Source organism: Streptomyces sp. NBC_00631 (assembly GCF_045206895.1).
Lineage (GTDB): Bacteria > Actinomycetota > Actinomycetes > Streptomycetales > Streptomycetaceae > Streptomyces.
In genome coordinates this window covers 7,635,616-7,656,178 of the sequence record NZ_CP107734.1, presented here as the reverse complement: position 1 = coordinate 7,656,178, position 20,563 = coordinate 7,635,616, and the positions used below count along the sequence as shown (strand labels likewise).

16 protein-coding genes and 1 pseudogene are annotated in these 20,563 nt (G+C 71.4%); 3 read left to right on the top strand and 14 right to left on the bottom strand.

The window, feature by feature from the left end; genetic code table 11:
• Positions 1-81: 81 nt before the first annotated feature.
• From ilvC to OHB00_RS35280, 5 genes and pseudogenes are all read right to left on the bottom strand, one after another.
• Entirely contained in the window at positions 82-1,080 is a 999-nt protein-coding gene (gene ilvC, locus OHB00_RS35300; RefSeq protein ID WP_351961305.1) for a ketol-acid reductoisomerase, read from the bottom strand.
• A gap of 141 nt (positions 1,081-1,221) precedes the next feature.
• On the bottom strand, positions 1,222-1,746 hold the full coding sequence (gene ilvN, locus OHB00_RS35295; RefSeq protein WP_406440899.1) for an acetolactate synthase small subunit: 525 nt from the start codon (positions 1,744-1,746) through the stop codon (positions 1,222-1,224).
• Positions 1,747-1,778: 32 nt separating this feature from the next.
• Positions 1,779-3,629, bottom strand: a complete 1,851-nt coding sequence (locus OHB00_RS35290) for an acetolactate synthase large subunit (protein WP_406440897.1) — start codon at positions 3,627-3,629, stop codon at positions 1,779-1,781.
• A gap of 243 nt (positions 3,630-3,872) precedes the next feature.
• Positions 3,873-6,873, bottom strand: a pseudogene (locus OHB00_RS35285) (putative bifunctional diguanylate cyclase/phosphodiesterase).
• Between the two features lie 468 nt (positions 6,874-7,341).
• The gene (locus OHB00_RS35280; protein WP_406440895.1) at positions 7,342-8,292 is read right to left on the bottom strand and encodes a 2-hydroxyacid dehydrogenase; all 951 of its coding nucleotides are present in this window, start codon (positions 8,290-8,292) and stop codon (positions 7,342-7,344) included.
• 74 nt (positions 8,293-8,366) lie between these two features.
• Here OHB00_RS35280 and OHB00_RS35275 point away from each other — a divergent pair, with 74 nt between their 5' ends.
• Both OHB00_RS35275 and OHB00_RS35270 read left to right on the top strand, forming a co-directional pair.
• On the top strand, positions 8,367-9,368 hold the full coding sequence (locus OHB00_RS35275) for an aldo/keto reductase (RefSeq protein WP_406440894.1): 1,002 nt from the start codon (positions 8,367-8,369) through the stop codon (positions 9,366-9,368).
• 229 nt (positions 9,369-9,597) lie between these two features.
• Complete coding sequence (locus OHB00_RS35270; RefSeq protein ID WP_406446132.1) at positions 9,598-10,761, top strand: PQQ-dependent sugar dehydrogenase; 1,164 nt, start codon at positions 9,598-9,600, stop codon at positions 10,759-10,761.
• A 10-nt stretch (positions 10,762-10,771) separates the two neighbouring features.
• On the opposite strand, the gene OHB00_RS35265 is transcribed toward OHB00_RS35270, so the two are convergent.
• From OHB00_RS35265 to OHB00_RS35240, 6 genes are all read right to left on the bottom strand, one after another.
• Positions 10,772-10,972 carry a DUF6191 domain-containing protein gene (locus OHB00_RS35265; RefSeq protein WP_406446131.1) on the bottom strand — a complete coding sequence of 67 codons (201 nt, stop codon included), beginning with the start codon at positions 10,970-10,972 and terminating at the stop codon, positions 10,772-10,774.
• A gap of 31 nt (positions 10,973-11,003) precedes the next feature.
• Entirely contained in the window at positions 11,004-14,039 is a 3,036-nt protein-coding gene (locus tag OHB00_RS35260; RefSeq protein ID WP_406440892.1) for an AAA family ATPase, read from the bottom strand.
• Positions 14,040-14,200: 161 nt separating this feature from the next.
• Complete coding sequence (locus OHB00_RS35255; protein WP_406440890.1) at positions 14,201-14,401, bottom strand: hypothetical protein; 201 nt, start codon at positions 14,399-14,401, stop codon at positions 14,201-14,203.
• Between the two features lie 206 nt (positions 14,402-14,607).
• Positions 14,608-15,213, bottom strand: a complete 606-nt coding sequence (locus OHB00_RS35250; RefSeq protein WP_406440888.1) for a hypothetical protein — start codon at positions 15,211-15,213, stop codon at positions 14,608-14,610.
• A gap of 35 nt (positions 15,214-15,248) precedes the next feature.
• Entirely contained in the window at positions 15,249-15,824 is a 576-nt protein-coding gene (locus tag OHB00_RS35245) for a GNAT family N-acetyltransferase (protein WP_406440886.1), read from the bottom strand.
• Between the two features lie 92 nt (positions 15,825-15,916).
• On the bottom strand, positions 15,917-16,243 hold the full coding sequence (locus OHB00_RS35240) for a hypothetical protein (RefSeq protein WP_406440884.1): 327 nt from the start codon (positions 16,241-16,243) through the stop codon (positions 15,917-15,919).
• Positions 16,244-16,429: 186 nt separating this feature from the next.
• Here OHB00_RS35240 and OHB00_RS35235 point away from each other — a divergent pair, with 186 nt between their 5' ends.
• On the top strand, positions 16,430-17,239 hold the full coding sequence (locus OHB00_RS35235) for a methyltransferase domain-containing protein (RefSeq protein ID WP_406440882.1): 810 nt from the start codon (positions 16,430-16,432) through the stop codon (positions 17,237-17,239).
• Between the two features lie 56 nt (positions 17,240-17,295).
• Here the strand turns inward: OHB00_RS35235 and gatB are convergent, their stop codons facing one another.
• The 3 genes from gatB to gatA are packed head-to-tail and all read right to left on the bottom strand — an operon-like array spanning position 17,296 to position 20,558.
• Positions 17,296-18,810: an Asp-tRNA(Asn)/Glu-tRNA(Gln) amidotransferase subunit GatB gene (gene gatB / locus OHB00_RS35230; RefSeq protein ID WP_406440880.1), complete on the bottom strand. Its 1,515-nt coding sequence runs from the start codon at positions 18,808-18,810 to the stop codon at positions 17,296-17,298.
• Between the two features lie 15 nt (positions 18,811-18,825).
• Positions 18,826-19,068 carry a hypothetical protein gene (locus tag OHB00_RS35225; RefSeq protein WP_046726919.1) on the bottom strand — a complete coding sequence of 81 codons (243 nt, stop codon included), beginning with the start codon at positions 19,066-19,068 and terminating at the stop codon, positions 18,826-18,828.
• Entirely contained in the window at positions 19,065-20,558 is a 1,494-nt protein-coding gene (gene gatA, locus OHB00_RS35220) for an Asp-tRNA(Asn)/Glu-tRNA(Gln) amidotransferase subunit GatA (protein ID WP_406440877.1), read from the bottom strand. Before gatA ends, OHB00_RS35225 begins: the two co-directional genes overlap by 4 nt.
• Positions 20,559-20,563: the final 5 nt, after the last annotated feature.

The following is a 20,563-nucleotide window of genomic DNA, read 5'->3' as shown; positions in this document are numbered from 1 at the left end:
CTGCGGAAGGATCACCCGTCCGAGATTCGACGGGACGGACAACAGGGCCGGGGCGTTCGCCCCGGCCCTGTCATCTGGGGCTCACGCGTCTTCGTTCACCCAGGACATCAGCTTGCGCAGCTGCTTGCCGGTGGTCTCCAGCAGGTGCTCGGAGTCCTGCTTCTTGTACTCGTTGTACTTCTTCAGACCGCCGTGGTACTCGTCCATCCAGTTACGGGCGAAGGTGCCGTCCTGGATCTCGGCGAGGACCTGCTTCATCTCGGCCTTGGTGGCGTCCGTGATGATCCGCGGGCCGGTGACGTAGTCGCCCCATTCGGCGGTCTCGGAGACCGACCAGCGCATCTTCTCCAGGCCGCCCTCGTACATCAGGTCGACGATGAGCTTCAGCTCGTGGAGGCACTCGAAGTAGGCGATCTCCGGCTGGTAACCGGCCTCGACCAGGGTCTCGAAACCGGCCTTGACCAGGGCGGAGGTACCACCGCAGAGGACGGCCTGCTCACCGAACAGGTCGGTCTCGGTCTCCTCGGTGAAGGTCGTCTTGATGACGCCGGCGCGGGTGCCGCCGATGCCCTTGGCGTACGACAGCGCCAGCGCGAAGCCGTTCCCGGTGGCGTCCTGCTCGACGGCCACGATGCAGGGTACGCCGCGGCCTTCCTCGTACTGGCGGCGCACCAGGTGGCCCGGGCCCTTCGGGGCGACCATGCAGACGTCGACGCCGGCCGGGGGCTTGATGAAGCCGTAGCGGATGTTCAGGCCGTGGCCGAAGAACAGGGCGTCGCCGTCGTTCAGGTTCGGGGCGATGGACTCCTCGTAGACCTGGGCCTGGATCGGGTCCGGGACCAGGATCATGATGACGTCGGCCTCGGCGGCGGCCTCCGACGGGGTCACCACGCGCAGGCCCTGCTCCTCGGCCTTCGCCTTGGACTTGGAGCCCTCGTGCAGACCGACACGCACGTCGACACCCGAGTCGCGCAGCGACAGCGCGTGGGCGTGACCCTGGCTGCCGTAGCCGATGACCGCGACCTTGCGGCCCTGGATGATGGACAGGTCGGCGTCGGCGTCGTAGAACAGCTCGGCCACTTTGGGTTCTCTCCTTGGTGTGCAGGTGTTGCGTCCCACCGTATGACGGCGGGCGGAAGGGAAGTCTCGGGGTCTCGGCATACGGGCGGCCGGCGCGCCGGGAAGGACCGTCGGCCGCCCGTGTCAAGCCTTGCTCAAGCCTTACGCAGATCGGTCGAGGGCGCGCAGCGACCGGTCGGTGATCGAACGGGCCCCGCGCCCGATCGCGATGGTGCCGGACTGCACCAGCTCCTTGACGCCGAACGGCTCCAGCATCTTGAGCATGGCGGTCAGCTTCTCGCTGCTGCCGGTCGCCTCGATGGTGACGGCCTCCGGGGAGACGTCGACGGTCTTGGCGCGGAACAGCTGGACGATCTCGACGATCTGGGAGCGCGTCTCGTTGTCGGCGCGCACCTTCACCAGAACGAGTTCCCGCTGAACGGCCGAACCCGGCTCCAGTTCGACGATCTTGAGCACCTCGACGAGCTTGTTGAGCTGCTTGGTGACCTGCTCCAGCGGCAGCGCGTCGACACTCACCACGATCGTGATGCGGGAGATGTCGGCGTGCTCGGTGACCCCGACGGCGAGCGAGTCGATGTTGAAGCCGCGACGGGAGAACAGGGCGGCGATCCGGGCCAGGATGCCCGGCTTGTTCTCCACCAGGACGGAGAGCGTGTGCTTGGACATTTTCTTCTGCGTCTCTCTCTTACGTCTCTCGCTCAGTCGTCTTCGTTGTCGCCGAAGTCGGGGCGGACGTCCCGGGCGGCCATGATCTCGTCGTTGGAGGTGCCGGCGGCGACCATCGGCCACACCATGGCGTCCTCGTGGACGATGAAGTCGATGACGACGGGGCGGTCGTTGATGGAGTTCGCCTCTTCGATGACCTTGTCGAGGTCGTCCGGGGACTCGCAGCGGATGGAGTAGCAGCCCATGGCCTCCGACAGCTTCACGAAGTCGGGGACCCGGGTCCCGCGGGCGTCCGGGTTGACGTCCTCGGGCCCGGAGTGCAGCACCGTGTTGGAGTACCGCTGGTTGTAGAAGAGGGTCTGCCACTGGCGGACCATCCCGAGGGCGCCGTTGTTGATGATGGCGACCTTGATCGGGATGTTGTTCAGGGCGCAGGTGGTCAGTTCCTGGTTGGTCATCTGGAAGCAGCCGTCGCCGTCGATCGCCCAGACCGTCTGGCCGGGGGCACCGGCCTTGGCGCCCATGGCGGCCGGGACCGCGTAGCCCATGGTTCCGGCGCCGCCGGAGTTCAGCCAGGTGGCGGGCTTCTCGTACTGGACGTAGTGCGCGGCCCACATCTGGTGCTGGCCGACGCCCGCGGTGAAGATCGTGCCCTCCGGGGCGAGTTGCCCGATGCGCTCGATGACCTGCTGCGGCGAGAGCGAACCGTTGTCGGGCAGGTCGTAGCCCAGCGGGTAGGTCTCGCGCCAGCGGTTGAGGTCCTTCCACCAGGCGGTGAAGTCGCCCTGGTGGCCCTCGCTGTGCTCCTTCTGCACCGCCTGGATCAGGTCGGCGATGACCTCGCGGGCGTCACCGACGATCGGCACGTCGGCGGCGCGGTTCTTGCCGATCTCCGCGGGATCGATGTCGGCGTGGACGATCTTCGCGTACGGGGCGAAGCTGTCCAGCTTGCCGGTGACGCGGTCGTCGAAGCGGGCTCCGAGGGCGACGATCAGGTCGGCCTTCTGCAGCGCGGTGACGGCGGTGACCGCACCGTGCATGCCCGGCATTCCCACGTGCAGCGGGTGGCTGTCGGGGAACGCGCCGAGCGCCATCAGGGTGGTGGTGACGGGCGCTCCGGTGAGCTCGGCGAGGACCTTGAGCTCGGCGGTGGCGTGTGCCTTGATGACACCGCCGCCGACGTAGAGGACCGGCCGCTTCGCGGAAGTGATCAGCTTGGCGGCCTCGCGGATCTGCTTGGCGTGCGGCTTGGTCACCGGGCGGTAGCCGGGCAGGTCCATCACCGGCGGCCAGGAGAAGGTGGTCTTCGCCTGGAGGATGTCCTTGGGAATGTCCACGAGAACCGGGCCGGGGCGGCCGGTGGAGGCGATGTGGAACGCCTGCGCGATGATCCGCGGGATGTCCTCGGCCTTGGTGACCAGGAAGCTGTGCTTGGTGATCGGCATGGTGATGCCGACGATGTCCGCCTCCTGGAAGGCGTCCGTACCGATCGCCGCGGAGACCACCTGGCCGGTGATCGCCACGAGCGGCACCGAGTCCATGTTCGCGTCCGCGATCGGCGTCACCAGGTTGGTGGCACCGGGGCCGGAGGTCGCCATGCAGACGCCGACCTTGCCGGTGGCCTGCGCGTAGCCGGTGGCCGCGTGCCCGGCGCCCTGCTCGTGCCGGCACAGGACGTGGCGCACCCGGGTGGAGTCCATCAGCGGGTCGTAGGCCGGCAGGATCGTGCCGCCGGGGATGCCGAATACCGTGTCAGCGCCGACCTCCTCAAGCGAGCGGATGAGGGACTTCGCACCCGTGACGTGCTCGACGGGGGCGGACTGCTGTCCTCCGGAACGGGGCCGCGGCTGCGGATGGTGGGCCCCGGTGGCCTGCTCGGTCATCGGCATTCTCTTCTCGATGCTGAGGGTTTTCGCGAGGTTCGTACGGATTTTCGCTGCCGTACGTCTGGTGCTGGTGCAACAAAAAACCCCTCGTGCCGAAAGGCAAGCGAGGGGAGCGCGCCGGTGTGGTCGCTGGGGTTTCCGGAGCCTCCTCCGGTGGGTCCCAGCTCAGCCGACGCGCTGTCCAAGTACGAGAATTCGGGTGCGCATGGGACTGACCCTCCCTCCGACGCGCACCACGTGTCAAGCGGGTGGGACGGGAGTCTCATCATGTGAGCGTAGGGCACTTCCACCGCCGAGCACGGCGGGCACACCAGTGGTGTACGCCCCCGGCCACCTTCTCACTCGTCGCTCACCTCCGGGGCGCTCCGGTCGGGGTCGCCCCCTCCGGCTCTCGCACGCCCCCCGCGTAGGCCGGTTCGGCCGGTGCGTGCGGAACCGGGTAGTGGCCGGAACCGAGCGCCCTGCGCAGCCGGTACTCGTCCACCGGGCCGGAGAACGCCATGCCCATCCCGTGTGTGCAGCCCATCGCGCGCAACACCGTGACCTGTTCGGGCAGGTCCACGCCCTCGGCCACGGATTCCAGGCCGAGGTCGCAGGCGATCCGCAGCAGACCGCTGGTGATCTTGTGCAGCCGGGCCGACTCGACGACCCCCTCGACCAGACCGCGGTCGAGCTTGAGCATGTCGACGGGGAGCTTCCGCAGGGCCGTGATCGCCGCGTAGCCGCTGCCGAAGCCGTCCAGCGCGATCCGGACACCGTGCCGGCTGAGCGCGGTCAGCCGCCGCTCCAGCTCGTCCAGCGGGACCCTGGGATCGGTGTCGGACAGCTCCAGGACCAGCGCCCCCGCCGGCAGCGCGTGCCGGGTGAGCAGGGCCTCCACGGAGCCGAGCGGCGAGGACCGGTCGAGCAGCCGCCGGGCGGAGGTCCGGACCGCCACCGGCACCACCAGCCCGCCTGCGGCCCGCTCGGCGGCCTGCTCGACCGCCTCCTGGAGGATCCAGCGGTCCAGCTCGGCCGTCTTGTCGCTGTCCTCGGCGACCCGCAGGAACTCGGCCGGCGTGAACAGCACCCCCTGCGAGGAGCGCCAGCGCGCCTGCGCGGAGACCGATTCGATCCGGCCGTTCTCCAGGCACACCACCGGCTGGTGCAGCAGCGCGAACTCGCCGTCGTGCAGGGCGGCCCGCAGCCGGGTGGCCAGTTCCGCCTTGCGTACGACGTCCTGCTGCATCTGCGGCTTGTACAGCTTGACGCGGCCCTTTCCGGCCGACTTGGCGCGGTACATCGCAAGGTCGGCGTTGCGCAGCAGCTCACCGGCGCCGAGGCCCGGTTCGGCGAAGGCGACACCGATGGACGCGTTGACACGGACATCGTTGCCGTCAATGGCGTACGGCTGGGAGAGGGTCACCCTGAGGCGGTCGGCGAGCTCCAGGATGTGCCGCTCCCGGGCACTGCGGTCACGGGTGGTGTCGCCGACGATCAGCGCCGCGAACTCGTCGCCGCCCAGCCGGGACGCGGTGTCGCCGTGGCGGACCGCGTCCTGGAGTCTGCGCGCGGCCTGGACGAGCAGTTCGTCCCCGGCCTGGTGCCCGATCGTGTCGTTGACGGCCTTGAACCCGTCCAGGTCGATGAAGAGGACCGCCGTGTTCCTGAGAGCGGGGCCCCGGTCGGAGGAACGGCGGCCGGACAGGGCCTGCTGGACGCGCCGGGTGAACAGGGCGCGGTTGGGCAGGTCGGTGAGCGGGTCGTGCTCGGCGTTGTGCTGGAGCTGCGCCTGCAGGCGCACTCTTTCGGTCACGTCCCGGCTGTTGAAGATGAGGCCGCCGTGGTGGCGGTTGACGGTGGACTCGACGTTGAGCCAGCCGCCCTCGCCGGAGCGGAACCGGCACTCGATGCGGGTGGTGGGCTCCTCCTGCGGCCTGGCGGCGAGGAAGCGGCGCACCTCGTGCACCACACAGCCCAGGTCCTCCGGGTGGATCAGGTTGGCCAGTTCCGAACCCACCAGGTCGTCGGCGGGCCGTCCGTAGACCCCGGCGGCGGCCGGGGACACGTACCGGAGGATGCCGTTGGGCGCGGCGATCATGATGACGTCGCTGGAGCCCTGCACCAGGGAGCGGAAGTGGTTCTCCTGCTGCGCCAGTTCCTGGGTGAGGGTGATGTTGTCGAGGAGCATGATGCCCTGGCGCACGACGAGCGCGAGGACCACGCAGCCGGCCGTGATCAGGACGACGTGGTCGGGGCTGCGGCCGTTGAGGACGTTGTAGAGGATGCCCAGGGTGCACACGGCGGCGGCCAGGTACGGGGTGAGAGCGGCCAGGGAGCCGGTGATCGGCCGGCCCGCCGGGTACCGGCTGTGATCGCCTCCCGGGGCGGGCGCGGGCGGCTGCTTGGGCGCCGTGCCCCGGCCGCCGGGCACGTGCTCGTGGACCACGCGCGTGCAGCCCTCGGGATCGGGGCCGCCCTGCGACCGGGGTGCGGCCCACGGGGCGTACGCGAGCAGCAGCGAGCCGGCGAACCAGCCCGCGTCCAGCAGCTGGCCGGAGCGGTAACTGCTGTGCAGCAGCGGCGAGGTGAACAGGGCGTCGCACATCACGGTCAGGGCGAGGGCGCCGATCGCGGTGTTCACCGCGGTGCGGTTGCCCGGCGAGCGCCGGAAGTGCAGCGCGAGCACCATGCTGACCAGGGCGATGTCCAGCAGCGGGTACGCCAGCGAGAGCGCGGTGTGCGCGACGCTGGGCCCGTCGAACCGGGCGGCCTGGGCGAGCGCGAGGCTCCACGACAGGGTGAGCAGCGAGCCGCCGATCAGCCAGGCGTCCAGCGCCAGGCAGATCCAGCCGGCCTTGGTCACCGGCCGCTTGGCCAGCACCAGCAGTCCGACGATGGCGGGCGGCGCGAAGCAGAGGAAGAACAGGTCGGCGTAGCTGGGGCTGGGCACCGGCCGCTCCAGCACTACCTCGTACCACCCCCAGACCGCGTTGCCGAGGGCCGCCATGGCCGAGGAGAGGGCGAACAGCAGCCAGGCAGGTCGGAAGCGGACCCGCGGGGAGCGGGCATAGCAGAAACACGACACGGCGGCGGCGCCGGCGGCCGCGGTCAGACCGAAGTCGCCCATGAACAGGGCGATCTGGTTCGAGCCCCAGTCGAACGCGGCACCGACGGCGTATCCCGCGCAGATCAGGGCCAGGACGAGTTGGCGGACCATGCCGGTCCCGCCGCCGGTGACCGGCGGCCGGGGGTGCGGCATCCCCGCCGGAGGCTGTGCCCGCAGCGCTCCGGGGAGAGTGGTCGTCACAGGCGTCGACGCCGTCACCGCAGGCTCCCGGTCCGCGCCGTTCCCGGGTCCCTGGGGTCCCGGTGCGCTGGGTGGGGGTGCCTCCGGCGTCCGCTGTGGCTGCGGTGGTGGTGATGGCTGGTGTGGTGGCCGCGTCTGCGCGCAGCTGTGCGCCAGGGTCGCCGCCGGCGGCTCCGCCGCGTCGGATCGTTCGTCCATAGGCCGTGCATCGCCCGTCGCCCCCCTCACAAATCTGAAATGTCCATCCCCGGCGCCGAACAGTGCGCGGCGCAGCCCCTTCCGGGACGATACACCAGTCTCGTCACTCAGGGACATAGCTTCTCTACGCTCCGTGACGACCAGCGGCTATGCGCGCACGCACCGCGCCCGGAAGGTTGCGGACCGTACCGGAAGCGGATTACACGCGTATTGCCGCGATGGTCAGTTGTCGGTGGATCCCGTCGTCAAAATCACGTTCCGCAACGGCTCTTGGTTCACGAGACGGTTCAACTGCTCGGTCACGAGGCGCTTGGCACGCGGCAGGAAGGCCGAGGTGGGGCCGCCGACATGAGGGCTGATCAGCACCCCGGGCGCCTGCCACAGGGGATGGCCGGCCGGCAGCGGCTCGGGATCGGTGACGTCCAGGGCGGCGGTGAGACGGCCGCTCTCCAGCTCGGCGAGGAGGGCCTTGGTGTCCACGACGGGACCGCGCGCGATGTTCACGAGCAGCGCACCGTCCTTCATCCGCGCGAGGAACTCCGCGTTGACCAGGCCACGCGTGGTGTCCGTGAGAGGCGTGGAAAGGATGACGACATCGGCTTCCGGAAGCAGATTCGGCAGTTCGGTGAGTGGAAGCACGGGACCGCGCGCCGAGGCGCGCCCGGAGCGCGCAACGCGCGCCACCCGCGCAACCTCGAAGGGCACGAGCCGGTCCTCGATGGCCGCGCCGATGGCGCCGTAGCCGACGATGAGAACGGACCTGTCGGCGAGGGCCGGGTGGAAGCCGCTCTCCCAGTGGTCCCGCTGCTGGGCGCGCACGAACCCCGGAATGCCGCGCAGGGACGCCAGCGTGAGCGCGAGGGCGAGTTCGGCGGTGCTCGCCTCGTGCACGCCGCGCGCGTTGCACAGCGGTACGCCGGGCGCGATGAGGTCGATGGCGGCGATCATGTCGTCGACACCGGCGGTGAGGGTCTGGATGAGCCGGACGTTCCGCATCCCCTCCAGCGGCCGCACCTTGACCGCCTGCCGCTTCATGTAGGGGACGACATAGACGGCGCAGTCGGCGGGGTCACCGGGAAACTCCTGGTCGCCGTCCCAGAAGAGGTAGTCGAACCCACCGGGGAGGCCGCTGAACTCGGCCGGGGGGATGGGGAGCCACACGTCGGAGGTCATGGTCAGGAGGCTATGTCAGAGGTGTGCGGGCGAGCGGGTTAGGTTGGGGGACGGAGAAGGAGGTTCACGGGCTGGTGGAGCGCAGGACGATCGGCGCGGGGGCGCTCGCGGTGGGGGCCGTCGGACTCGGGTGCATGCCGATGAGCTGGGCGTACAGCGGGTCGCGGCAGCGGGGCGACGAGTCGCTGAGGGCGGTGCACCGGGCGCTGGACCTGGGCGTGACGCTCCTTGACACGGCCGACATGTATGGCCCGTTCACCAATGAGCTGCTGCTGGGGCGGGCGCTCAGGGAGCGGCGTGCGGAGGCCTTCGTGTCGACGAAGGTGGGCCTGCTGGTGGGCGACCAGCACATCGTGGCGAACGGCAGGCCCGGCTATGTGAAGCGGGCGTGCGACGCGTCGCTGCGCCGGCTCCAGACCGAGGTCATAGACCTCTACCAGCTGCACCGCGCCGATCCCGAGGTTCCCGTCGAGGAGACCTGGGGCGCGATGGCGGAACTGGTGCAGGCGGGGAAGGTGCGGGCGCTGGGGTTGTGCGCCGTGGGGGCGCGTGGGGGGCGCAGGTCCGGCGCGCGCCTGCATGACGCGACCCTGCGGCAGCTTCGGCGGGTGCAGCAGGTGTTTCCGGTGAGCGCGGTGCAGGCGGAGCTGTCGGTGTGGTCGCCGGAGGCGCTGGAGTCGCTGCTGCCGTGGTGCGCGGCGCGGGGGGTGGGATTCCTCGCGGCGATGCCGCTCGGCAACGGTTTCCTGACCGGCACGCTCACGCCTGGTGAGGGGTTCGAACCGGATGACCTGCGGGCGCGGCACCCTCGCTTCACGGCGGAGATGATGGCGGCGAACCAGCCGATCGTGGCGGGGCTGCGGCGGGTTGCGGGCCGACAGGGGGGCGACGGTGTCACCGCCGCTCAGGTGGCACTGGCGTGGGTGCTGGCGCAGGGGGCGCATGTGGTGCCGGTGCCGGGGACGAAGCGGGGGCGGTGGGTGGCCGAGAACGCGGGTTCCGTGGAGGTCCGGCTGAGTGCGGAGGATCTGGCGGAGCTGGGCGGGCTGCCTGCTGCGCAGGGGTCTTGGGACTAGCACGGCGATGGCCGTGATGCGCCGGTGGTTCGGTGCGGCGCCCTGGTCGCGCCCACGCGGCGGAGCCGCATATGGGTACAGCCCCGCGCCCCTTACGGGGCGCTGGCAGCGGGCGTTCGCATCATGATCCGCCGGACAGCCCCGCGCCCCTGACGGGGCGCGCTGTACTACCGTCGGTCGCAGGAGCCGAGGCCTGTTCGAAGGGACCGTGATCGTGCGACGTCGAGCTGTGCCCGCCTTGTTGGCCGCGGCCGGACTGCTGCTGGTGGCGGGGTGCTCCTCCGGGGGCGGAGGCGGGGGCGGGGGTCTGCCCACGCCGTCCTGGGCCGGGGGGTCGTCGGCGAGCTCCTCCGGGGCCTCCGCGTCGGCCGGGACCAGCGAGTCCGCCGCGCCTGCCAAGGGGTCGGTGAAAGTGCTGCGTACGGTCGCCCAGGGGCTGAAGTCGCCCTGGGGGCTGGCTCCGCTGCCGGGCGGGGCCGGGCTGTTGGTGTCCGACCGGGACGACGGGACGATCAGCAAGGTCGACGAGAAGACCGGGAAGATCACGGAGCTGGGCGTCGTCTCCGGGGTGTCCGCGGCCGGGGAGGGAGGCCTGCTGGGTATCGCGCTCTCCCCCGGCTTCGCCTCGGACCACATGATCTACGCGTACTTCACATCTGCCTCCGACAACCGGATCGTGCGCCTGCTCTGGGACGCGGGCAGACCGGCCAAGGAGCAGCTGGGCGCCCCCGACACGATCTTCAAGGGCATTCCCAAGGGGTTCATCCACAACGGCGGCCGGATCGCCTTCGGCCCGGACGGCATGCTCTACGCCGGCACCGGGGAGAGCGGGCAGCGGGGCCTCGCGCAGGACAAGGGCTCGCTCGGCGGGAAGATCCTGCGGCTGACGCCGGAGGGCGACCCGGCCCCCGGCAACCCGTTCCCGGGCTCCCCCGTCTACACCTATGGCCACCGCAATGTGCAGGGCCTGGCCTGGGACGACAAGGAGCGGCTGTTCGCCTCGGAGTTCGGGCAGGACACCTGGGACGAGCTGAACGCCATCAAGCCCGGCGGCGACTACGGCTGGCCGAACGCGGAGGGCAGGTCGTCCGACCCGAAGTACGTCAACCCGATCGCCCAGTGGCACACCGACGACGCCTCCCCCAGCGGCATCGCCTATGTCGACGGCGTGATCTGGATGGCGGCCCTCAAAGGCCAGCGGCTGTGGCGCATCCCGCTGGACGGCACGACCACGGCCGCCGCGCCGCAGGCCTTCCTCACCGGTGAGTACGGCCGCCTGCGTACCGTCGTGGCGGCCGGCGGCGACAAGGTGTGGCTGGTGACCAGCAACACCGACGGGCGGGGCAGGCCGAAGGCAGGCGACGACCGGATTCTGGAGCTGGAGGTGACGTAGGCGGCGCCGCTCACACCTCGTCGTCCCCGGAGTCGCCTGCGGGCTCCGCTTCGGACTCCTCCTGCGGAAGCCGTATGACGACCTTGCCGGACGCGAGGTCTATCGGTCCGCGTCCGGGATCCGTGTCCCCCACGTCCTCCCGGGTCAGCTCCAGCCGCTTCTGCTCCTCGTGGGTGTGTTTGCGGCCGGGTGCGAAGAGCTCCTCGAACATGTTGAACACGGTGCCTCCTGAGCCGGTCCCCTCATCTGGTCGGGTCGAGTGCCTCGACGGGGAACATCCCCAGTCTGTGCGCCACCGCCGCCGCCTCGCCCCTCCCTGCAACGCCCAGCTTGCCCAGAATGTTCGAGACATGGACGCTCGCGGTCTTCGGCGAGATGAAGAGCTCCTCGGCGATCTGCCGGTTGGTACGACCGGCCGCCACCAGGCGGAGGACGTCGCGCTCCCTGCTGGTGAGGCCGAGGCTCTCGGCGGGGTCGAGGACCCGGCGGGAGGCCCGGGTGGTGAGGGGGAGGCGGGCGCGCTGGGCGAGGAGGGCGACGGCCTCGGCGAGCGGCCGGGCGCCCAGGTGGTCGGCGACGGCCCCGGCCAGCCGGAGGAGTTCCGTCGCCCGGTCGCGTTCGTCGTCGCCGGTGGCCTCTTCGAGCAGGGCCTCGGCGAGGCGGCGGCGGACCCGGGCGAGGTCGTAGGGGCGGTCCAGGCACTCGAAGTCGGTGACCACGTCCGACCAGACGGCGGCGGTGCCGGTACCCCGGGCGCGGTGCAGCTCGGCGCGGGTCCAGCGCTCGTACGCCTGCCACAGGGGCGTGCCGGTGGTGAGCTTGCGTGCGGTCTGGGCGAGCCGGTCGAGGGCCTCGGCGCGGCCGTCGGCCGCCGCGGGCAGGGTGCGGGCGTCGGCCTCGGCGGTGGCGGCGGCCAGCAGCAGAGGCCAGCCGTAGCGGTGGGTGCCGGGCGGGAAACCGGCCGCCAGAGCACGGTCCAGTTCGGCGCGGGCGTCGAGGAGCCTGCCTTCCTCGGCGGCGACTCCGATGGCGATGCGGGCGACCGGGAGCAGTACCTGGGGCATCGGGTCATGGGTGCCGTAGTGGGCGTGCGCGATGGCCAGCCGGCGGGCGGCCTCGGCCGCGTCGCCCCGGGCGAGGGCGATATGGGCGAGGCGCAGGGCGCCGACGCCGCGGGGCTTGGCGCTGGCGGCGGAGCCGAGGGCGCCGGTGGCGGCTTCGGCGGCCTCGTCCCACTGGCCGAGCGCGTACAGCGATTCGGAGAGGTTGCCCCAGATCCACGCCTCGGAGTCCAGCAGGCCGTATCTGCGGGTGAAGGCGAGCCCCTCGCGCAGGATCGGCACGGCCTCCCGGGAGCGGCCGACCGACTCCAGCTCGGACGGCAGGTTCACATAGGCCCGGCCGACGACATGGGCATCACCGTCCTGGAGCACGGCCTCCTTGACCCGGTACAGCTCCGCGAGGCCGTTGTCGACGTCACCCGAGTCGACCATGAGGCAGCCGAGGGTGACGCGCGCGTTGAGCTCGATCTCCCGGGCGCCCACCATCCGCGCGTACTCCACGGCCCGCTCGGCGGCGGCGAAGGCCTCGGGGCCCGGCCGGTGCAGCATGGACCAGGTGGCGGCGTTGGCCAGGACGTCGGCGTGCACCTGGGACGGCGGCAGGCCGCGCACCAGGTCCTGGGCGTTGGCGAGTTCCTGCCGGCCGTCGCCGCGGGCGAGGCCCTGGACCAGCCGGGAGCGCTGCACCCAGAACCAGGCGGCGCGCTGCGGGTCGTGCTCGTCCTGGAGGATCCGCAGCGCCTTCTTGGTGATCTTCAGGGCGCGTTCGCGCTCCCCGCAGAAGCGGCCGGCGACCGCCGCCTCCGCCATCAGGTCGAGGTAGCGCAGCGGGGTGGTGGCGGGATCGCAGCCGCACGGAGGGTAGACGTCGGTGAAGTCGACGGGGCGCAGGGCGGCGCGGACCTCCTCGGGGGCGGTGTCCCACAGCTCCATCGCCCGCTCCAGGAGCCGCAGCTGCTCGCTGTAGGCGTGCCGGCGGCGGGCCACGACGGACGCGTCGAGGACGGCGGGCAGGGCCTTGGCCGGGTCGTGGGCCTGGTACCAGTAGCTGGCCAGGCGGGTCACGTGCGCGTCGGCCGCCACCAGGGTCGGGTCGCTCTCCAGGGCCTCCGCGTAGCGGCGGTTGAGCCGGGAGCGTTCGCCGGGCAGCAGGTCGTCCGCGACGGCCTCGCGGACCAGGGAGTGCCGGAAGCGGTATCCGTCGCCGGCCGGGGTGGCGGTGAGCAGGTTGGCGCCGACGGCGGCCCGCAGCGCCTCGATGAGGTCGTCCTCGGCGAGCTGGGCGACGGCGGCGAGCAGCCGGTACTCGACGGTGGAGCCGCCCTCGGCGACGATCCGGGCCACCCGCTGGGCGCTTTCGGGCAGGGCCTCGACCCGGACCAGGAGCAGGTCGCGCAGGGAGTCGGTGAGTCCGGTGCAGCAGCCCTCGGTGGCGGCCACCGCGAGTTCCTCGACGAAGAAGGCGTTGCCGTCGGAGCGTTCGAAGATCTCGTCGACCTGGGCGGGGTCGGGTTCGGTGGCGAGGATGCCGGCGATCTGGCGGCCGACCTCCTCGCGGGTGAAGCGGGCGAGTTCGAGGCGGCGGACGGTGCGCAGCCGGTCGAGTTCGGCGAGCAGGGGGCGCAGCGGGTGGCGGCGGTGGATGTCGTCGGAGCGGTAGGTGGCGAGGACCACGAGCCGGCCGGTGCGCAGGGTGCGCAGCAGGTAGGCGAGGAGGTGGCGGGTGGAGGCGTCGGCCCAGTGCAGGTCCTCCAGGGCGACGACCACCGTGCGCTCGGCGGCGACCCGCTCCAGCAGGCGCGCGGTGAGCTCGAAGAGGCGGGCCATGCCCTGTTCGTCGTGGCGGCCGGCGGTGGCCTCGCCGAACTCGGGGAGCAACCGGGCCAGTTCGTCCTCCTGACCGGCGGCGGCCGCGGCCAGTTCGTCGGGCAGGGCGGCCCGCAGTGCGCGCAGGGCGGTGGAGAAGGGGGCGAACGGCAGCCCGTCGGCGCCGATCTCCACGCAGCCGCCCAGGGCGACGACCGCGCCCTGGCGGCAGGCGGCGGTGGCGAACTCCTCGACCAGCCGGGTCTTGCCGACGCCTGCCTCGCCGCCGAGCAGCAACGCCTGCGGCTCGGCGGCGCCGGCACGGGCGAGCGCGTCGTTCAGAGTGTCCAACTCGTCGCTGCGGCCTACGAACACGGGACTCACGGACCTGGTTTCCACAGGCCAGAGCATCGCATGGGGCCCAGAGCCCACGGCAGCGGTTTTCCACAGCACCGGTGCGCCTGTCGTACCGGTGGACGGCAACGGGGGAAGCCGGTGGCCCGTCCCCGTGCGGCCACCGGCTTCCCCGTTCCCGGCCTTCGGGCGGTCGGCGCCGCCCGGCCGCCCCGTGGTCATGCGGCGCGCGGGAGCCGGCGCCGGCCGCGGCGGTCGGTATGGGCCTCCTGCGCCACTGCGTCTTCCGGCACCGCGTCGTGCCGTGCGTCGCGGCGTGCGGCACGGCGGGAGCGGACGGCCTCGCGGACGAGGCGGGCCTCGTCGGCCTGCCGGCGCAGTTCGGCGGAACGGATCCGGTGGAGTTCGTACTCGAACATGTGGTGTCCCTGGTGAGAGTGGGTGGTCGGGCATCGCTTTCCGCGATGCCCCCACCTTCGTCTCCCAGGGGGGTGCGCCACATCGGGAGAGTTCCGCATCTTCGCGGGGCCGCCGGGCCCCGGACGCGCCTAAGGGGCCTCAGGCCGTCCGTAAGGTGCTTACGGACGGCCTAAGGCCCCTTCTGACCTGGGCTGTCGCGGCTGGGTCAGCTGGTCGACGGCAGTCCGAGGACTGCGTCGGAGTACTTGAGGACGGCCAGCAGCAGGCCGATGACACCGAGCGCGACGCCCGCCCAGGCGACCGACTTGATCCACGGCGCCTGCGGCTTGCCGGGGGCACCGAAGGCGGGCCGGGCCAGCACCACGACGCCGGTGAGCAGCGCGGCCAGCGCGAACAGGCCGGCCCACAGCGCGGTGGTCGCCCACGCGTCGCCGTACACCTCCTTGACCTGCTTGGCGACGCTCGCGGTCGACGAGGTCTGGAGCTGGCCGATGAGGGTCTCGCGGGCCGCGGCCACCGTACCGATCCAGCCACCCGTGAGGGAGACCAGGCCGAGCGCGACGGAGACGACGGCACCGGCGCCCTGGCCGACTCCGGACGGGCCCGCCGGTTCCTCCTCGGCGAGGGCCGCCAGTTCGTCGTCGGTCAGTTCGTCACCGGTCTCCTCGGTCTCCTCGGCGGACTGCTCCGCCTCCTGCGCGTCCTCCGCCTCGGCGGCCTTGGTGACGTCCACCGCCGTCTCGTCGGTCGCCGTCTCGTCGTTCTTCGCCTCGGCGCCGGTCCCGGCCCCGTCCACTGTCTTCGTTCCCATACCTCGCACCGTACGGACGCTGTCTGAGAGGTCTCTTAATGATCGTTCGCGGCGGCACGCGCGCGTGCCGCACGCCACTCGGGAGCCAGCACCGACCAGACCTCGGTGTCCGTGCGCACACCCCGGTGGGGGTAGTTCTCCCGCATCACGCCGTCGCGGGTCATGCCCAGCCGCCGGGCCACGTTGATGCTCGCCTCGTTGGCCGACGACGCGTGCCACTCCACACGGTGCATGCCACGCTCGTCAAACGCCCAGTCCAGAAGCGTCCGCATCCCGCGGGTCACCAGGCCCCGCCCGACGGCCGCCGGCTCCAGCCAGCAGCCGGCCTCGCAGACCCCGGTCGGCGTGTCCCAGACCCGGAACAGCAGCCCGCCGACGAGCCTCCCGTCCAGCCACAGCCCGTGCAGGCTGCCGGCGTCGGCGGCACGCTTGTCGGCGTAGGAGCGCAGATAGGCGCGGGCCTGCTCGACGTCACCGATCACGTCGGGCAGGGCGACGTGCCGGCCGATGTACTCCCGCCCCCGGTCGATGTCGGCCAGCAACTCCTCGGCGTGCCATACCTCCAGGGGCCGCAGCTCGGCGCCGTCGTCACCCAGGGATGTCGCGTACATCGTGCGATCGCTCCTCGTCCCGTTCCTTCACGACGTGGCCGAGCCTCTCATGGGTGCGGGCGGCCCCGTCGGGACGGGCGCCGGCGGGCACGTCAGTCGAACTGGTCGCCGAGCGCCATCACCATGGTGCCCAGGATCATCAGCCAGAGGGCCCAGCGGGTACGGCCGCGGGCCCCGAGCGCCCCCGCGAGCACGCACACGGCGGCTCCCGAGCCGTAGGCGGCCGGCACCAGGGCGGGCACGCCCCCGCCCACTCTCATCGACGTGGCGGTGAGCCCCATCAGGGCCAGCAACACCCCGGTCACGGTGGCGGTCCAGCGGGCCCGACGGGCGTCCTCGTAGAGGTCGTCGTCCTCGTCGTCCGCGGCCTCCACCCCGGGTGTCCCGGGTTCGGCGTCGGATTCGGCGTGTGCGGTCATGGCGGGCGAGCGTAGTGCCCGCGCCTGAGGAAACCGGCTGCGAACCAGCTGGACAACTGCTAGCTTCCGCTGGTCAGCCCTGACCGGCCCCTCGCCGACGACCGAAGCGGGTGCATTGTTTGACGGTTCGACCGAGCTCCTACGCATCGTCTTCCACTACGAAGATCACAAGGAGCCCGTTCAGTCATGTCCGACGCCGTTTCTCCCGCACCGTCGAACGACGCCTCTCTCACTGACCGTCTGAACCTCCCCCGCTATCCGCTCAGCAGCACCTACGACGCCCGCTGGGCCGTCGAGAACCAGATGGGCCCGCACGCCCTGTGGCTGCTGGAATGGCTGGCCCCCGCCCTCGGCCTGGACGCCCTGCGCCCCTGCGCCCGCGTGCTCGACCTGGGCTGCGGCCGGGCGATGACCTCGATCTTCCTGGCCAGGGAGTTCCACGCGCAGGTCACCGCCGCCGACCTGTGGGTCAGGCCCGACGACAACGCCGGGCGCATCGCCGAGGCGGGGTTCGCCGACCGCGTGCAGCCGGTGCACGTGGAAGCGCACGACCTGCCCTTCGCCGAAAGCAGCTTCGACGCGATCGTCTCGGTCGACGCGTACCAGTACTTCGGCACCGCCGACCTGTATCTGCCCACGCTCACCCGGCTGCTGAAGCCCGGCGGGCGGATCGGGATCGTCGTGCCCGCGGTGCGCGAGGAACTGGACGGCGCCGAGCCGCCCGAGCACCTGAGGGCGCACTGGGACCCCGGTTTCTGGGCGTTCCACTCCGCCGGCTGGTGGCACCGCCACTGGACGCGCAGCGGGGCCGTACAGGTCGAGGCCGCCGACTGGCTGGAGGACGGCTGGCGCGACTGGCTGCTGTGGAGCGAGGTGTGTGCCGCGGAGAGCCCGTACCCGGAGATGGCCCGGATGGCCCGGGAGTCGGTGGAGCTGGTGAAGGCGGACCGGGGGCAACTGCTCGGCTTCGCCCGGATCGTGGGCCGCCGCGTGTGACGCGGTACGGCCCCGGAGGCGCTGCCTCCGGGGCCGTACCGCGTGCGGGTGGCTGCTCAGCCCTCGCTGACGCCGAGCTTCTCCAGGATCAGCTCCTTGACGCGGGCCGCGTCGGCCTGGCCCCGGGTCGCCTTCATGACGGCGCCGACCAGGGCACCGGCCGCGGCCACCTTGCCGCCGCGGATCTTGTCGGCGACACCCGGGTTGCCGGCGATGGCCTCCTCGACGGCGGCGGTCAGCGCGCCCTCGTCGGAGACGACCTTCAGACCGCGCTTGTCGACGACCTCGTCCGGGGTGCCCTCGCCCGCGAGGACGCCCTCGATGACCTGGCGGGCCAGCTTGTCGTTGAGGTCGCCCTTCGAGACCAGCTCGGTGACCCGGGCGACCTGCGCCGGGGTGATCGCCAGCTCGTCGAGCGAGGTGGCCGACTCGTTGGCGCTGCGCGCCAGTTCGCCCATCCACCACTTGCGGGCGGAGCCCGCGTCGGCCCCGGCGTCGATGGTGGCGACGATCAGGTCCAGCGCGCCGGCGTTCTGGATGGCCTGCATCTCGACTGCCGAGATGCCCCACTCCGCGAGCAGCCGGGTACGGCGGGCCAGCGGCATCTCGGGCAGCGCCGAGCGGATCTCCTCGACCCACTCACGGGACGGCGCGACCGGGACCAGGTCGGGCTCCGGGAAGTACCGGTAGTCCTCGGCTTCTTCCTTCACGCGGCCCGAGGTGGTGGACCCCGTGTCCTCGTGGAAGTGCCGGGTCTCCTGGATGATCGTCCCGCCGCCGCTCAGCACGGCCGCGTGCCGCATGATCTCGAAGCGGGCCGCACGCTCCACGGACCGCAGCGAGTTCACGTTCTTCGTCTCGGAGCGGGTGCCGAACTTCTCGGTGCCGTTGGGCCGCAGCGACAGGTTCACGTCGCAGCGCATCTGGCCCATCTCCATGCGGGCCTCGGACACGCCGAGCGCCCGGATGACCTCGCGCAGCTCACGGACGTACGCCCGCGCGACCTCCGGGGCCCGCTCGCCCGCGCCCTCGATCGGCTTGGTGACGATCTCGATGAGCGGGATGCCGGCGCGGTTGTAGTCGAGCAGCGAGTGCGAGGCGCCGTGGATCCGGCCGGTCGCGCCGCCCACGTGGGTGGACTTGCCGGTGTCCTCCTCCATGTGGGCGCGCTCGATCTCCACGCGGAAGGACGTGCCGTCCTCCAGCTGCACGTCGAGGTAGCCGTTGAAGGCGATCGGCTCGTCGTACTGGGAGGTCTGGAAGTTCTTCGGCATGTCCGGATAGAAGTAGTTCTTCCGGGCGAAGCGGCACCACTCGGCGATCTCGCAGTTCAGCGCGAGACCGATCTTGATCGCGGACTCGACGCCGGTCGCGTTGACGACCGGGAGCGCGCCGGGCAGGCCGAGGCAGGTCGGGCAGGTCTGCGAGTTGGGCTCGGCGCCCAGCTCGGTCGAACACCCGCAGAACATCTTGGTCTTGGTGCCGAGTTCGACATGGACCTCAAGGCCCATGACGGGGTCGTACGACGCCAGCGCGTCCTCGTACGACACCAGGTCGATCGTGGTGGTCACGGTGAAACTTCCCTCTCAGCCCAGCAGGACGTCGTCGTCGCCCAGCCGCTTCAGCTCGCGGTAGAGGATCGCGAGGCCGGTCACGATCGCCACGGCGGAGACCGTGGCGTCGATCAGCCGGAGCGTGTCGTGCTCGGCGCGGGCCTTCTTGATCTGCTTGGCGACACTCACCGCGCCGAACGCGGTGGTGGCCATGGACAGGTACGTACCGGACTTCGACTTCTTGAAGCCCTTGGCCTTCGACAGTGCGTTGCTCACAGCGACGGTGCCTCCTCCAGGAGCGGGTGCCCCCACCTTTCCACGAAGGCGGCCTCGACAGCGGCTCCGACCTTGTAAAGGCGGTCGTCCTGCAGCGCCGGGGCGATGATCTGCAGGCCCACCGGGAGGTTGTCCTCCGGAGCGAGACCGCAGGGCAGCGACATGGCCGCGTTGCCCGCGAGGTTGGTCGGGATGGTGCACAGGTCGGCCAGGTACATCGCCATCGGGTCGTCGGCGCGCTCGCCGATCGCGAAGGCCGTGGTCGGCGTCGTGGGCGACACGATCACGTCCACCTGCTCGAAGGCCTTCTCGAAGTCGCGCGTGATGAGCGTGCGGACCTTCTGGGCGGAGCCGTAGTACGCGTCGTAGTAGCCGGAGCTGAGCGCGTACGTGCCGAGCATGATGCGGCGCTTGACCTCGGGGCCGAAGCCGGCCTCACGGGTGAGGGAGGTGACCTCCTCGGCGGAGTGGCCGCCGTCGTCGCCGGTCCGCAGGCCGTAGCGCAGGCCGTCGAAGCGGGCGAGGTTGCTCGAACACTCGCTCGGGGCGATGAGGTAGTACGCCGACAGCGCGAGGTCGAAGGACGGGCAGTCCAGCTCGACGATCTCGGCGCCCAGCTCCTTGAGGAGGGCGACGGACTCGTCGAAGCGCTGGATGACGCCGGCCTGGTAGCCCTCGCCGCGGAACTGCTTGACGACACCGACGCGCATGCCCTCGACGCTGCCGTTGCGGGCGGCCTCGACGACCGGCGGGACCGGGGCGTCGATGGAGGTGGAGTCGAGCGGGTCGTGCCCGGCGATGACCTCGTGGAGGAGGGCCGCGTCGAGGACCGTACGGGCACACGGGCCGCCCTGGTCCAGGGAGCTGGAGAAGGCGACCATGCCGTACCGCGACACCGCGCCGTACGTGGGCTTCACGCCGACCGTGCCGGTGACGGCGGCCGGCTGGCGGATGGAGCCGCCGGTGTCGGTGCCGATGGCGAGCGGCGCCTGGAAGGAGGCGAGCGCGGCGGAGGAACCGCCACCGGAGCCGCCGGGGATCTTGGTGAGGTCCCACGGGTTGCCGGTCGGCCCGTACGCGCTGTTCTCCGTGCTCGACCCCATGGCGAACTCGTCCATGTTGGTCTTGCCGAGAATGACCACGTCAGCGGCCTTGAGACGCTTGGTGAGGGTGGCGTCGTACGGCGGGATCCACCCCTCCAGGATCTTCGAACCGACGGTGGTCGGGATGCCCTCGGTGGTGAAGATGTCCTTGAGCGCGAGTGGGACGCCGGCGAGCGGGCCGAGCTTCTCGCCCCGGGCCTTCTTCTCGTCGACGGCACGAGCCTGCGCCAGGGCGCCCTCGCGGTCGACGTGCAGGAAGGCGTGCACCTTCTCGTCGACGGCCTCGATCCGGGCGAGATGGGCCTCGGTGACCTGGACCGCGGTGAGCTCGCCGGAGGCGATCTTCGCGGCGATCTCGGCGGCGCCGAGCTTGATGATGTCCGTCATGGCTG